Origin of the sequence: Rhodoglobus vestalii (assembly GCF_006788895.1) — a bacterium.
GTDB lineage: Bacteria > Actinomycetota > Actinomycetes > Actinomycetales > Microbacteriaceae > Rhodoglobus > Rhodoglobus vestalii.
This window is the reverse complement of sequence record NZ_VFRA01000001.1, coordinates 1,935,369-1,947,627: the sequence shown is the minus strand read 5'-3', so window position 1 is coordinate 1,947,627 and position 12,259 is coordinate 1,935,369. Positions and strand designations below refer to the sequence as shown.

At 62.1% G+C, this 12,259-nt stretch carries 16 protein-coding genes; 6 read left to right on the top strand and 10 right to left on the bottom strand.

All coding sequences use genetic code 11. From position 1 onward, the window contains the following. Window positions 1-64: 64 nt before the first annotated feature. Genes FB472_RS09555 through FB472_RS09545 form a run of 3 tightly spaced genes read right to left on the bottom strand, consistent with a single transcriptional unit; the run spans window position 65 to window position 2,804 of the window. On the bottom strand, window positions 65-1,234 hold the full coding sequence (locus FB472_RS09555) for an acyl-CoA dehydrogenase family protein (RefSeq protein WP_141990707.1): 1,170 nt from the start codon (window positions 1,232-1,234) through the stop codon (window positions 65-67). Continuing rightward, the gene (locus FB472_RS09550; protein ID WP_141990706.1) at window positions 1,231-2,376 is read right to left on the bottom strand and encodes a CaiB/BaiF CoA transferase family protein; all 1,146 of its coding nucleotides are present in this window, start codon (window positions 2,374-2,376) and stop codon (window positions 1,231-1,233) included. The genes FB472_RS09555 and FB472_RS09550 overlap by 4 nt, the downstream gene beginning before the upstream one ends. Beyond that, on the bottom strand, window positions 2,373-2,804 hold the full coding sequence (locus FB472_RS09545) for a DUF6328 family protein (RefSeq protein ID WP_215730426.1): 432 nt from the start codon (window positions 2,802-2,804) through the stop codon (window positions 2,373-2,375). Before FB472_RS09545 ends, FB472_RS09550 begins: the two co-directional genes overlap by 4 nt. 237 nt (window positions 2,805-3,041) lie before the next feature. On the opposite strand from FB472_RS09545, the gene FB472_RS09540 reads away from it, so the two are divergent. The 3 genes from FB472_RS09540 to FB472_RS09530 are packed head-to-tail and all read left to right on the top strand — an operon-like array spanning window position 3,042 to window position 4,822. Beyond that, window positions 3,042-3,263 (top strand): NTP transferase domain-containing protein, encoded by a 222-nt coding sequence (locus tag FB472_RS09540; protein ID WP_141990705.1) that lies wholly within the window; start codon window positions 3,042-3,044, stop codon window positions 3,261-3,263. Beyond that, a complete protein-coding gene (locus FB472_RS09535; RefSeq protein ID WP_141990704.1) occupies window positions 3,263-4,393 on the top strand; it encodes a ThiF family adenylyltransferase in 1,131 nt (376 codons plus the stop codon). Before FB472_RS09540 ends, FB472_RS09535 begins: the two co-directional genes overlap by 1 nt. 3 nt (window positions 4,394-4,396) lie before the next feature. After that, the gene (locus FB472_RS09530) at window positions 4,397-4,822 is read left to right on the top strand and encodes a molybdenum cofactor biosynthesis protein MoaE (protein ID WP_141990703.1); all 426 of its coding nucleotides are present in this window, start codon (window positions 4,397-4,399) and stop codon (window positions 4,820-4,822) included. A 10-nt stretch (window positions 4,823-4,832) separates the two neighbouring features. On the opposite strand, the gene FB472_RS09525 is transcribed toward FB472_RS09530, so the two are convergent. From FB472_RS09525 to FB472_RS09515, 3 genes are read right to left on the bottom strand one after another with little or no spacing between them, the layout of a single operon-like run. Next, entirely contained in the window at window positions 4,833-5,078 is a 246-nt protein-coding gene (locus FB472_RS09525; protein WP_342775551.1) for a MoaD/ThiS family protein, read from the bottom strand. A 1-nt stretch (window position 5,079) separates the two neighbouring features. Then, entirely contained in the window at window positions 5,080-6,105 is a 1,026-nt protein-coding gene (moaA, locus tag FB472_RS09520) for a GTP 3',8-cyclase MoaA (protein WP_141990701.1), read from the bottom strand. Beyond that, the gene (locus FB472_RS09515) at window positions 6,102-6,959 is read right to left on the bottom strand and encodes an MOSC domain-containing protein (protein ID WP_141990700.1); all 858 of its coding nucleotides are present in this window, start codon (window positions 6,957-6,959) and stop codon (window positions 6,102-6,104) included. Before FB472_RS09515 ends, moaA begins: the two co-directional genes overlap by 4 nt. On the opposite strand from FB472_RS09515, the gene FB472_RS14700 reads away from it, so the two are divergent. Then, window positions 6,843-7,088, top strand: a complete 246-nt coding sequence (locus FB472_RS14700; protein WP_141991536.1) for a thiocillin family RiPP — start codon at window positions 6,843-6,845, stop codon at window positions 7,086-7,088. The two genes, FB472_RS09515 and FB472_RS14700, sit on opposite strands and share 117 nt — an antisense overlap. Here FB472_RS14700 and FB472_RS09505 read toward each other — a convergent pair. The 4 genes from FB472_RS09505 to FB472_RS09490 are packed head-to-tail and all read right to left on the bottom strand — an operon-like array spanning window position 6,983 to window position 10,376. Next, entirely contained in the window at window positions 6,983-8,230 is a 1,248-nt protein-coding gene (locus FB472_RS09505) for an ABC transporter ATP-binding protein (protein WP_170192077.1), read from the bottom strand. The genes FB472_RS14700 and FB472_RS09505 overlap by 106 nt on opposite strands. A gap of 9 nt (window positions 8,231-8,239) precedes the next feature. Beyond that, window positions 8,240-9,088 (bottom strand): ABC transporter permease, encoded by an 849-nt coding sequence (locus tag FB472_RS09500; protein WP_425467217.1) that lies wholly within the window; start codon window positions 9,086-9,088, stop codon window positions 8,240-8,242. 20 nt (window positions 9,089-9,108) lie between these two features. Beyond that, window positions 9,109-9,963 carry a molybdate ABC transporter substrate-binding protein gene (gene modA, locus FB472_RS09495; RefSeq protein ID WP_246078170.1) on the bottom strand — a complete coding sequence of 285 codons (855 nt, stop codon included), beginning with the start codon at window positions 9,961-9,963 and terminating at the stop codon, window positions 9,109-9,111. Beyond that, window positions 9,960-10,376: a TOBE domain-containing protein gene (locus FB472_RS09490; RefSeq protein WP_141990698.1), complete on the bottom strand. Its 417-nt coding sequence runs from the start codon at window positions 10,374-10,376 to the stop codon at window positions 9,960-9,962. The genes modA and FB472_RS09490 overlap by 4 nt, the downstream gene beginning before the upstream one ends. Window positions 10,377-10,471: 95 nt before the next feature. Between FB472_RS09490 and FB472_RS09485 the strand changes: the two genes are divergently transcribed. Together FB472_RS09485 and moaC are read left to right on the top strand one after the other, a co-directional pair. Continuing rightward, on the top strand, window positions 10,472-11,743 hold the full coding sequence (locus tag FB472_RS09485; RefSeq protein WP_141990697.1) for a molybdopterin molybdotransferase MoeA: 1,272 nt from the start codon (window positions 10,472-10,474) through the stop codon (window positions 11,741-11,743). Then, window positions 11,740-12,219, top strand: coding sequence for a cyclic pyranopterin monophosphate synthase MoaC (gene moaC, locus FB472_RS09480; protein ID WP_141990696.1), 480 nt, complete (start codon window positions 11,740-11,742; stop codon window positions 12,217-12,219). Before FB472_RS09485 ends, moaC begins: the two co-directional genes overlap by 4 nt. Window positions 12,220-12,259: the final 40 nt, after the last annotated feature.

Here is a 12,259-nt window from a genome sequence, read left to right as displayed (position 1 = left end):
GAATATCTTAAGCCGAAGCTCCATAAAAAAATGACGAACCTGGGCCGCCCTGCACGCACCGGCGTTACCGGAACGCAGCGTGATCGGTGAGCGCGCGACCAAGCACCAGCGTATGGATCTCGTCAGTACCTTCGTAGGTGCGCACCGACTCCAAGTTGTTCATGTGGCGCATGACAGGAAAATCGCCGGTGATCCCGTCGCCCCCCAGGATGCTGCGGGCCGTCGACGCGATACGAATTGCTTCGCGAACGTTGTTGAGCTTGCCAACACTGATCTGCTCGGGGGTGAGCGCACCCGCATCCTTTAGCTTCGCCAAATGAAGTGCGAGCAACATCCCTTTCTCATACTCAACGAATGAATCCGCAAGCTTCAGCTGCGTGAGTTGCATCGCGCCGATCGGCTTACCAAACGCCTCTCTGGTCTTCGAACGCTCGATGGCCACATCGAGACAATCGCGCGCCGCCCCCATCACGCCCCAGACGATGCCGTACCGGGCATCGTTCAGGCAGCGGAACGGCGCCGACAGTCCACGCGCTCCCGGCAACTGTGCCGAAGTGGGGAGGCGAACGTCGTCGAAGAAAAGATCACACTGAATTGATGCCCGCAGCGAGAGCTTGCTCTCAATATCCACGGCCCGGAATCCGGGGGTGTCTGTCGGCACCACAAAGCCGCGCACACCCTCATCGGTCTGGGCCCACACGATGGCAACATCAGCAACGCTGCCGAGACCGATCCACCGCTTAGAGCCGTTAAGCACCCAGTCATCGCCCGATCGTGTGGCGCGGGTGAGCATCGCAGCAGGGTCGCTGCCACCGCTGGGTTCGGTGAGGCCGAAGCATCCAATCGAGGCCCCGGATGCCAGCGACCCGAGCCACTGCTCCTTCTGCTCGTCTGAACCAAAGTAGGCCAGCGCACTCATAGCCAACGAACCCTGCACCGACACGAAGGTGCGCCAGGCAGTGTCGGCGGCTTCCAATTCGTAGCAGACGAGGCCGTAGCTGGTGGCGTTCGCGCCGGCCGTTCCATACCCCGTGAGGTGCATTCCGAGCATGCCGAGGGCGCCGAGTTCGGCTACAAACTCGCGTCGGAAGACTGCGTCTTCGAAGTCTTTTTCGATCGTCGGGCTCACCCGGTCCGACGCAAAAGTTCGAGCTTTCGTCTGCCAGCGGCGTTCTTCCTCGGTGAGCAAAGAATCCAACCCAAGCAGGGTCTCTGAAACGGAGTTCGCGGTCATGATGTCCCTTCTGCAGGTAGCCAAGCGGCGCCCTGATGTTGTCCGAGGTCTGGCGGCACCAGCCGATACTGTGTGGGGGTGCGTGACAGAGTGATCGGATTGCTGATCTGTTTACTGGTGCGGCCGGAGCTCGTTATCTCGGTCACCGCTGGGAGCCCGAGACTTTCCGCGAATGCGATCGCCTGACCGACGTCATTGACCGGGCCCGCCGGAATCCCTCCCGCCGTCATGGTATGCACCCAGTGCTGAACGCTCTCGGCAGACAATCGGCTCTCAAGAATGGTTCGCAACTCGCCGCGGTTTGTGACCCTGTTTTCGTTTCGTGCGAAGCGCGGGTCACCTGCCAGTTCCGCCAACCCGAGCAAACCAACAAGCCGCCGGAATTGACCATCGTTGCCGACGGCAATCACGAACGGACCATCCTGAGCGGTGAACGTTTCGTACGGCGCGATGCTCGGGTGAGCGTTGCCCATCCGCTGGGGTGACACTCCGGTGTTGAGCGCCGCCGACGCCTGATTGACCAGCGCAGACAGCAGGGACGAAAGTAGGTTCACCTCGACACGTTGACCAACACCGGTGCGATCGCGAACCCGCAGCGCCGCTTGGATGCCCACCACCGCGTTTTGGCCGGTGATCACGTCGACCAGTGCCACACCAACCTTGGTGGGTTCTGCGTCGGCAGCGCCAGTAACACTCATCACGCCGCCGACCGCCTGAACGAGAAGATCATAACCGGGGAGGTGGGCGCCCTCGCCAGAGCCAAAACCGGTCACCGAACAGTAGACGAGCGATGGGTTCTCGGCCTCAAGATCGTCCCAACCCAGCCCGAACTGTGTCATAGTTCCGGGGCGAAAGTTCTCAATTAACACGTCGGCGCTGAGCGCAAGCTGGCGGGCTTCAGCCGCACCTTCCGGATCCCTCAGATCGCAGATGATTGACCGTTTGTTGCGGTTAACGCTCGAAAAGTATGTGCCCCTGCCCGAGTCATCGACCGGCGGTGTCCACGATCGGGTGTCATCACCGGAGGGCGACTCAATTTTGATCACGTCGGCACCAAGATCGGCCAGCATCATCGACGCGTAAGGCCCGGCCAGCACTCGAGAGAAATCGACGACTCGGATTCCTGCCAACGGCGCGCTCATGTCTGTGCCGGCCGTGGTGCTGCCGCCCGACCAACAACCACATCAAAGATGAGCATCGCTGTGCCCGTTATTGTCAACGAAACCACCACGAGGGTGATCTTGAGCAGTCGGTCGGATAACGTCACCAATCGCGGTTTAGATCTACGCCCAAAGAGGGCGCGGTGCAGGCTCACGGGTGTGAGTGCGAGCACTGTGGCGAGCACTGCTACGGTCACTAAGGCCAGGTAGAGCTCGACCTGATGCTGGTCGAGTTCGGTGAAGCGGGGCTGAAAAGCGAGGGTCAGCAGGAAGCCGGTGAGGATCTGTGTGCCTGTCTGGATGACGCGCAGCTCTGGCAAGATTTCGGTCCAGTTGCGGTCGCTGCGTTCTATTGCAGTCTCATCTCTCCCGTCGCTGTGGGAGTCGGTGTCCGACTTGTTTGCGCTCACCCCCATATCGTAAACAGATACGCCGTGAACGGCGTGCAGAACGTCAACTTCATCAACGCAGTGTCATTGGGGCGAGGATCATTGCAGTCCAGTCCCATGTCCATCAACCATCTGGTGGGGCAGGGGTGGAACTGGCCCACGCGAAAAGTTAGCCCAACAGGGGCAAGAGAGCAGGCCGAGGAATCTTCCCCCTTGTCGGACGATGGCGCTTTCGAGTCCGTCGCTTAGAGTGGCTGCATGCTGATCGATGAAGCGGTACTCGCCGGAGGTCGCTCCTCCCGATTAGGGTCCATTGCCAAAGCATCGCTTCAGGTAGATGGTCACAGCCTTCTTGACCATGCCGGCGCGGCAGTGTTCGTCACGCGCGAGGATCCAGCATTTTCTGGGCCGGCCGCGGCCCTCGCGGCTGAGTGTGAGGCGAACCGGGCCGGTGCACCCCAGCCGGGCACCACGAAATAATGACTGCCTCGCTCAGCTCAGAACGCCTGATTCGCTATTCGCGTCAGCTTGCTAATCCTCATTTCGGTGAGACCTCGCAGCAGCGGCTCAGCACCGCGAAAGTGCTCGTCGTTGGCGCTGGCGGGCTCGGCAGCGCCACTGTTCCTGCGCTGGCGGCAATGGGCGTCGGCACCATTGGTGTGATCGACACTGATGTGGTGGAGCTGTCAAACCTGCATCGCCAACTCGCCCATGGAATTGCGGATGTTGGACGCAGCAAACTTGATTCTGTCACCGAAACAGTGGCCCGAATTGATCCTGACATTAAGATTCACCATCACAGCGTTCACTTGGACTCAACTAATGCGCTCGAATTATTTGCGGGCTACGATCTGGTGCTTGATGGCAGCGACAACTTCGCGACGCGCTATCTGGTGAATGATGCGGCCGCCATCACGGGGATCCCGTTGGTCTGGGGGGCGATCCTCGGTTACGGGGGCCAAGCCGGTGTCGCTTGGGTCGGTCACGGCCCCACCTATCGCGATCTCTTTCCTGTGCCTCCCGCACCAGGCACTGTGCTGTCCTGCGCCGAGGGGGGAGTTTTGCCGTCCGTGTGCGCCCTAATCGGTGCCATCATGTGCTCGGAAACCGTGAAACTCCTCACGGGAATCGGCGAGCCCCTCATTGGCAGGGTGACAACCTACGACGCACTCACTGGCCGATTCCGCGAAGTTGAATACGCCGCAAGCAGTGACGTGAACCCGATCACGGAGCTGATTGACTATGAAGTCTTCTGCGGAGTGGCGAGAGATGCGAGCGACATAGCAGGCTCCAGCGACACCATCGACTCCAGCGAGCTCAGTTCGCTTCTCAACGCTGGCGATCCCCTCCAGGTGATTGATGTTCGAGAGCCGTTCGAACGGATGATCGTGACAATCGAGCCCTCGGAGCTGTTCCCGCTGGGTCAGTTAGAAAGCCACCTCGACGAAATCCGCCGGGACATTCCTGTTGTGCTGTTCTGCCACCACGGCACGCGGAGCGAACACGCCCTCCACCTGCTGCAAAACGCCGGATTCAGCAACGTCCGCCATCTGGTGGGCGGCATCGACGATTACGCCCAGACAATTGATCCTGCGCTGGCGAGGTACTAAAAAATGGACACCAACGAACTCGTGCGTGTGGCGGTCATCACGGAGACTGAGATCGATGAATCCGCGATACGACGCGCGGTCGAATCGCCCGCCTCTGGTGCGGTTGTCTTGTTCTCGGGCGTGGTGCGCAACCACGACGGTGGCGAAAGTGTGCGATCGCTCGAATATCAGGCGCATCCTGAAGCACAGCGAATCTTGGCCGAATGCTGCGCTGCGGTGGCGGTCGAAACGGGGCTGGCAATCGCTGCGGCACATCGCACCGGTCACCTTGAGATTGGTGACGTTGCTCTGGTCGCCGCCGTGGCAGCTGCGCATCGCCGTGAGGCTTTCGACGCGTGCGAACTTCTTGTCGAACGCATCAAATCGACCGTACCCATCTGGAAACGCCAAAGGCTTATCGATGGAACCGCCGAGTGGGTGGGGCTGTAGAAGCGTCGCCCTAACCGCCGGCGAACGGAGGCAGTACGTCGACGCGCGAACCGACCGATTCCGCTGGGTCGCGGCGCACAACACCGTCAATCAGGAATGAGCCCGACTCTACGACGCGCTGCATCAGCTCGCCGTAGCGATCAATGAGCATCACCTTGAGTGTGTTCAAGGTCGCGCCATCCTCAATTGCGAGTTGTTCTTCGTCCCTGCCAGCAGCATCGGCGGCTGCCGCGAAATAGCGTACGTGCAGGGTCATGTCAGCCACCAATGTAGGACATCTCAATCTTCTGGGTACCGTCAGTGGGTCGTTTGGTATTGAGTGACCGTAGCTCTGAGTAGCGGTCGGTTCGGTCGCGCCAGATCTGTGCCATGACAGCCGACAGCTTGTCGTCTGAGCATCCATCACGCATCAGAGCCCGGAGGTCGTGCCCGGAGCTCGCAAACAGACAGGTGTAGAGCTTTCCATCGACCGAGATTCGGGCGCGAGAGCAGGAGTGGCAGAACGACTGGGTGACGCTTGAGATTACGCCGATCTCTCCACCACCGTCACGGTAGCGCCAGCGCTGCGACGTTTCACCGGTGTAGTTGGGCTCAATTTCTTCTAAGGGGAGCTCGGCGTTGATGCGCGCGATGACGTCGGCCGAGGGCACGACCTCGCCCACCTGCCAGCCGTTGGTGGTACCGACATCCATGTATTCAATGAAGCGCAGGATGACCGGGGTGTCTGTGAAGTGGCGCGCCATGGCAACAATGTCCTGATCGTTGTGGCCCTTCTTCACCACCATGTTCACTTTGATGGGCCCGAGCCCCACCTTTTGGGCGACGTCGAGCCCGTGGAGGATGTTCTTCACCGGAAAGTTGACATCGTTCATCGAGCGGAAGGTCGCATCGTCGAGAGAGTCGAGTGACACCGTTACCCGCTTCAGGCCGGCGTCCTTCAGATCCTGCGCCAAGAAGGCGAGGGCCGAACCGTTGGTGGTGACCGCCAAATCGAGCGCTTCACCGGCTGGCGTTCTGAGTTCGGCAAGCATGGCAATGAGGTCGGGCAGCCCTTTGCGCAGGAGGGGTTCGCCACCGGTTAACCGAATTTTTTCGACACCGTGCGCCGCCGCGAGCCGTGCCAGTCGGGTGATTTCTTCAAAGCTCAACAGTTCATCCCGCGGCATGAAAGCGTAGTCCCGCCCGAAAATCTCTTTCGGCATGCAGTAGACACAGCGAAAGTTGCAACGATCCGTGACAGAGAAGCGGATGTCGTGCAGTGGTCGCCCCCGCGCGTCTATCACTCGGTTCTCCGCAGTTCCGCGCCCTGGGCCTGCACCTGCGGCTGCACCTGCTCCGCGCCCAGCACCTGCACCTGATCTCCCAAGTGAATTCGACCCGGATCAAGCGGAGTGAGACGGATGCCGAACCACGTTTTGTTGTCCCGTCTGCGACGCGCCGCCAAAGTTCGAATCGGCTCCGTGCCGCGCACCAGGGTGGACGGCTCAACCGTGGTCATCACACAGCGGTCGCAAATCATCGTGACTCGAAACCGCACATCGCCAATCGTGACGCCCGACCAGCTCTCTTCAACAAAGGGTTCAGCGCCATCAATGACGACATTGCGGCGGAACCTCACCACATCCAACGGTTCAGTTTGCTGCTCTGTCCAGTCATCGAGTTGGCGCAGTGATGACTCCGCGACCAGAAGTAGCGGTGCGGCATCCGCAAGCGATACGACATCGCCCGCCTCGCCGCCATCCTCGCTGGCAATGGATCGCACCGTCGGATCGGGCTGCCACACCAGTCGCACTCCCAGCTCTAGGCGTTCGCTCAACCAGCGATTGATCTCAGCAGGCGCAGCCACCGCTGTGCCCTGACCACTGTGGTTCACGGCGGTGGTCTCCCCGCCGTCCCGCATGTCGACGGTGACCACTCCCCCGTCGCGATCAGAGACCTGCAGCACCGTGTCCCTAAGGGTCTGGGCGGTGAGACCCAGCAGCTGATTGTGCGCGCGGGCCGTGATTGTGTCACCTGCGCTATCGACGAGCGCCCAGCGGCGATCCTGCTCCAGCCCCCACGGATTTACCCTGGCGGAATCGACATCGCTGCCGGCAAAAGATTTCACTGGGTACACTCTGAGCCGTGTCACGCGCATGCGCGAACTCTACCAAACACGCCTCACGGCAGAGCCTTGCCGGGCCCTTTCGGCACCGCCGGGACTTTCGGCACTGCCGGGACTTTCGGTACTGCCGGGACTTTCGGTACTGCCGACTGGCGTGGATAGACCGTGACAGCGGCGGGATCGATGGATGCTGTGACATCGTCACCTGCAGACAGTTGCTGAGCCAGCAGTTGTGTGGGCGGCGCCTCTGCAGCAACCGTGTCATTGCAGAAAGTCAGCCGGATCCCATTGACTCCGGGCTCAAGCAGTTCGAGCGTTGCGCGCCACGAATTGGGCATCGCGGGCGCGGTGGCGCCGGTCGCAGCTCGTACCGAACTCACCGTTACCGCAGACGGCGGGAACACGACAGAAACCTCTGTGCCGACCGGGGGGAGTCGGTTTTCGGGCGAAAATCGGCGGCCGTCTGGTGTGCGCACCAGTTCTGGCGTTTCAACGATTCCCTCGATCAGGTTGAGGCCGACGAGGGTGGCGGCGAACAGGTTTGCCGGTTGGCCCAGTACCCGGGCGACAACACCGATGTCGATGATTCGACCCCGATCAAGAATCGCAACACGGTCTGCGAGCACGAGTGCGTCGACGACGTTGTGCGTGACGACGATGGTGGCGGGCGCAACTGAGCTACGACCGGTGCCGCGCCCCGCAGCGGTGGCGTGGCGGGCCGCATGGCGTTCGGCGAGGCGCTCGCGTAACAGCGTGCGCACCAGCGACGCGTTCTGCACATCTAACGCTGCCATTGGCTCGTCGAACAGCAGCACGTCGGGTTCGGTGGCCAGCACTCGGGCGATAGCGATGCGCTGTTGTTGCCCTCCGGAAAGCTCTGCCGGTCGGCGATCCGCAAACGACGCCAGCCCGACATCCTCAATCCACTGCCGGGCACGTGCCCGCGCCAACGACGCCGTTATCCCCTGCGAGCGCAGCCCAAAAGCGACATTCTCGAGCGCACTGAGATGGGGAAACAGCAGCGGATCTTGGCCGAGCAACCCGATCCGACGCCGGTGAGCGGGCACCTGACTATTGCGCCCCGATGCGTCTGATGCGTCCGATGCGTCTGATACCTGTGTCAGCACCTTCCCGCCGACCACGATCGTGCCGCGATCCGGAGTCAGCAGGCCCGCAATCGCCGCCAACATGGTTGATTTACCCGAGCCGTTGGGGCCCAGCAGTGCGAGAGTCTCTCCCGGCGCGACCGAGACACTCACATCGAGGGTGAAGGGGCCACGGTGCACCAGAAGGTCGACATCCACCATCATCGATCAGAGCTCCGGGGTTGTGCGCCAACTGCGCAGGAGAAACAGGATGACGATGGAGACAACGATGAGCAGAAGCGAGAGTGCGATGGCGGAATCTTGACTCACGCCCGCACCATTAAACGCCGTGTAGATCGCCAGCGGCATGGTGCGGGTGATGCCGGCGGCGTTGCCCGCGAACAGTGCGGTGGCCCCGAATTCTCCGAGCGCCCGCGCGAAGCACAGCACCGTTCCGGCAAGAAGACCGGGCATGATCAACGGGAGTGTCACTCGCCGAAAGACCATCCAGCGCCCAGCGCCCAGCGTTGCGGCCACCGTCTCGAAACGTGTGCCAGCTGTGCGCAGCGCCCCTTCAACGGAAATGACCAAGAACGGCAGCGCCACAAAGGATTGCGCGATCACCACGGCGGCGGTCGTAAACGGTATGCGGATGCCGAACGCCAGCTCTAGGCCACTGCCAACAAGACCGTTGCGCCCCAGAAGGTAGAGCAGCGCGATGCCGCCGACCAGTGGGGGCATGACCAGCGGCAGTGTCGTCAACGCCCGCAGGAGCCCCGCAACACGACTACCGGATCGGGCAATCAGGAGCGCGAGGGGCACTCCGACAATGATGCACAGCACCGTCGACGAGAGCGCCGTCTGCAGGGAAAGGCCGAGAGCAGACTGTGCCTCAGCCGACATTATGGCGGCCGGCACCCGTGGCCAGTCCGCCCGCAGAAACAGCCCCACAATGGGGAGGATCAGCAGCGCAAGACCGACCACCGCCGGGATGTAGAGAAGCCGCGGGATTGCCGCTCCGGTTCTGATCGGAGAGCGTTTGGTTGCGGTTGCGGTCACAGTTTCGGTCGAGGTCACGGTCACAGTTTCGGTCACGGTCACGGTCTCGAGAAGCCGTAGGTGGCGAGAATAGTCTGGCCCTCATCCGAGAGCACAAAGCTCACGAATGCTTCGGCAATGTCCGGCTGTTGCGAGGCAGCCATCGTTGCGATTGGGTAGCTGTTGCGGACCCTCTCGGCGCCAGGGATGGGAACGCCGTCAACTGCTCCCGCAGAATCCTGAACGTCGGTGACATAGACGAGTCCGGCATCCACTTCACCAGCTTTCACCTTGGTGAGCACCGCCTTCACGTTCTGTTCCTCGGTCACCGGCGTCACCGCTACCCCGTGAGCCTTGAGGATCGTGCGGGATGCCACACCGCAGGGCACTTCGGGGGCGCAGAGAGCGAGTTGCAGCTCTGGCCGCGGGAGGTCGGCCAGCCCCGCGATGTCGAGGGGGTTGCCGGGCTGAACGGCAAGCTGCAGCAGGTTGCTGGCAAACAGGACAGGGGTGCTGGCGAGCTCCTCGGCAACCTTTTCCATGGTGGCTTCGTCTGCAGAAGCGAATACGTCGACCGGCGCACCCTCGACGATCTGGGTGGCGAGCGTCGATGATCCGTCGAACGAAATGGGAGCCACGGTCACACCGGGGTTGGCTGCCGTAAAGGCCTCGGCGAGTTCTGTGAATGACGCCGACAGCGAGGCCGCGGCAAAGATGGTGATCTCGCCCTGAAGTTGCTGACCCGACGAATCGGATGCCGCTGGCGAGTCGACCGGGGCGCAGCCCGCAAAGCCGATCGTCGCGGCCAAGGAGAGCGACGCCACGGCGAGAGCTGTCGAGGTGCGGCGATTACGGCGGTGGTGACGGCTTCCGTTGCGACCGCTGCCTCCACGATGCTTCGTGAGAGAGTTCACTGCGTGCGCTCTTTAGGCGACTCAACAATGACCATGGTTGCTTTAATGACAGCAGCGGCAAGCGACCCAACTTCGAGGCCTAAGTCGCGCACGGCTTCTGTCGACATCAGCGAAACAATCCGGTGGGGGCCGCACTGCAACTCAACCTGCGACATCACGGTGTCACTCACAATGCGGGTGACCAGCCCCACCATCCGGTTGCGCGCGCTACTCACCGAGTCAGAACGGCCCTGAGGCTGCTGGGCCTGCTGCGCTCGCTCTTGAGCACGCTGAGCGAGGTCTGCACCGCGCACCACCTGACGCCCGGCATCATCCAGCGACACAGCCAGCCCCTCGGCCGCAATCCATCGCCGAATTGTGTCGTCACTGACCCCAAGAAGTTGGGCGGCTTCGCTAATCCGATACTGCGTCATATTTCGGATCTTATCACCGCAACAGCGTGAGTTTCGGGGGAATTCGACCGGTTCTGCGCCGACGGGGCCTATTCTCGATTGGTTAGGGTAAGAACATGACCCTTGGCGCTCCCACAGCTTCCCCGCCGCTGAGCGTCACTGAACATCTCGACCGCATTCTCGGCAGCGTCACTCGGTTACCCGCCGTCACCATCCCCATCGCTCACGCACTGAACCTTACGCTCGCCGAAGACGTGCACGCCGCCGTCTCTGTGCCAAGCTTCGACAATTCCGCCATGGACGGGTACGCGCTGCGGAGAGTGGATGCCGCCGCCGCAACTGCGGAGACCCCCGTCGCGTTCCGGGTTGTGGCAGATCTCCCGGCCGGCTCAGCTGAGAACCCGCGGCTCGGCTCCGGTGAGGCCGCCCGAATCATGACCGGAGCCGCGGTGCCGGATGACGCGGATTGCATCGTGCCGATCGAGGACACCGATCAGGGCACACAAACCGTGCTTATTTCACGTGCTCCTCAGGCTGCCGCACACATCCGCCGCGAGGGCGCAGACGTGCGAACCGGCGACACCGTGCTGACGGCAGGGCGTGTGCTGGGCCCCCGCGATCTCGCTGCCGCTGCCGCGGTCGGAGTCAGCGATCTGTCGGTCTATCCGGCACCCCGAGTTGGGGTACTGTCAACGGGTTCCGAGCTGCGCGAGCCTGGCACACCGCTCGAACGCGGCCAGATCCATGACTCAAACTCGCTGCTACTCGCGGCAATGATCGCCGAGGGTGGTGGCATCCCGATTCAGCTGGGTTCCGTGCCGGACGACAACAATGCCTTCGAAGAAATTCTGCGAACACACGCCGACCAGGTCGATGCTTTTGTCACCTCCGGAGGAGTGAGCGTTGGCGCCTACGACATTGTGAAGGCCGTTCTTGCGCCCCTGGGGGTGTGGTTTGGTCCGGTTCGGATGCAGCCCGGCAAGCCGCAGGGTTTCGGCCGATTCCCTGTCGCGGGTGAGCCGACGACAGCGGCGACCGGCCCCGCCATTTTTGCTCTGCCCGGAAACCCGGTGAGCGTCTTTGTTTCCTTCGAGGCATTCGTGCGCCCGGCGTTGCTCACGATGGCGGGGCGGTCGCAGATTTTCCGCTATACACAACGTGTCACCACCAGCGTGGGTTGGCGAAGCCCCGCGGGGCGCGCCCAATATATGCCGACGATAGTCGACTGGGATGACGCCGGCACGGCATCCATTCGTCCAGCGACCGCTGGTGGTTCGGGTTCGTACCTCGTGGCGAGTCTCGCAAAAGCAAACGCTCTGGCGCTGGTGCCGGAAGATGTCACCGAAGTGTTCGCGGGCGACGTGCTGACTGTCACACTGGTGTCATGAGCGATCAGCCTTTCACCCACCTTGATTCTGCCGGCCAGGCTCGCATGGTCGATGTCACCGCTAAGACTCCCACCGTGCGCGAGGCGACGGCTGCCGGTTTTGTGCGCTGCTCCCCCGTGATCATTGACGCCCTACGCTCCGGTAGCGCCTCGAAGGGCGATGTTCTTGCTGTTGCCCGGATCGCCGGAATTCAGGCAGCGAAGCGCACCGCCGAGCTGCTACCCCTCGCGCACATCATTGGAGTGCACGGTGTGACGGTCGATCTTGAGGTCACGGATGACGGAGTCGCGGTGGTTTCCATCGTGCGCACCGCAGATCGAACCGGCGTCGAAATGGAAGCCATGACGGCTGTGGCCGTCGCCGCCCTCGCGATTGTCGACATGGTCAAGGGGATGGATAAGTCGGTGCAGATAGAGAATGTGCGCCTGCTCGCGAAGTCGGGCGGACGCTCGGGCGACTGGCACCGCCCCGAATAACGCTCGCGCCGTCAGTGGCGTTGGTGCCGTCAGTGGCGTC

What these genes read in the sequence shown, in the direction of transcription:
- FB472_RS09555 (WP_141990707.1), bottom strand. Translation starts at nt 1,234, where the DNA reads ATGACCGCGAACTCCGTTTCAGAGACCCTGCTTGGGTTGGATTCTTTG.
- FB472_RS09550 (WP_141990706.1), bottom strand. Translation starts at nt 2,376, where the DNA reads ATGAGCGCGCCGTTGGCAGGAATCCGAGTCGTCGATTTCTCTCGAGTG.
- FB472_RS09540 (WP_141990705.1), top strand. Translation starts at nt 3,042, where the DNA reads ATGCTGATCGATGAAGCGGTACTCGCCGGAGGTCGCTCCTCCCGATTA.
- FB472_RS09535 (WP_141990704.1), top strand. Translation starts at nt 3,263, where the DNA reads ATGACTGCCTCGCTCAGCTCAGAACGCCTGATTCGCTATTCGCGTCAG.
- FB472_RS09530 (WP_141990703.1), top strand. Translation starts at nt 4,397, where the DNA reads ATGGACACCAACGAACTCGTGCGTGTGGCGGTCATCACGGAGACTGAG.
- FB472_RS09525 (WP_342775551.1), bottom strand. Translation starts at nt 5,078, where the DNA reads ATGACCCTGCACGTACGCTATTTCGCGGCAGCCGCCGATGCTGCTGGC.
- FB472_RS09515 (WP_141990700.1), bottom strand. Translation starts at nt 6,959, where the DNA reads ATGCGCGTGACACGGCTCAGAGTGTACCCAGTGAAATCTTTTGCCGGC.
- FB472_RS09490 (WP_141990698.1), bottom strand. Translation starts at nt 10,376, where the DNA reads ATGACGCAGTATCGGATTAGCGAAGCCGCCCAACTTCTTGGGGTCAGT.
- FB472_RS09485 (WP_141990697.1), top strand. Translation starts at nt 10,472, where the DNA reads ATGACCCTTGGCGCTCCCACAGCTTCCCCGCCGCTGAGCGTCACTGAA.
- moaC (WP_141990696.1), top strand. Translation starts at nt 11,740, where the DNA reads ATGAGCGATCAGCCTTTCACCCACCTTGATTCTGCCGGCCAGGCTCGC.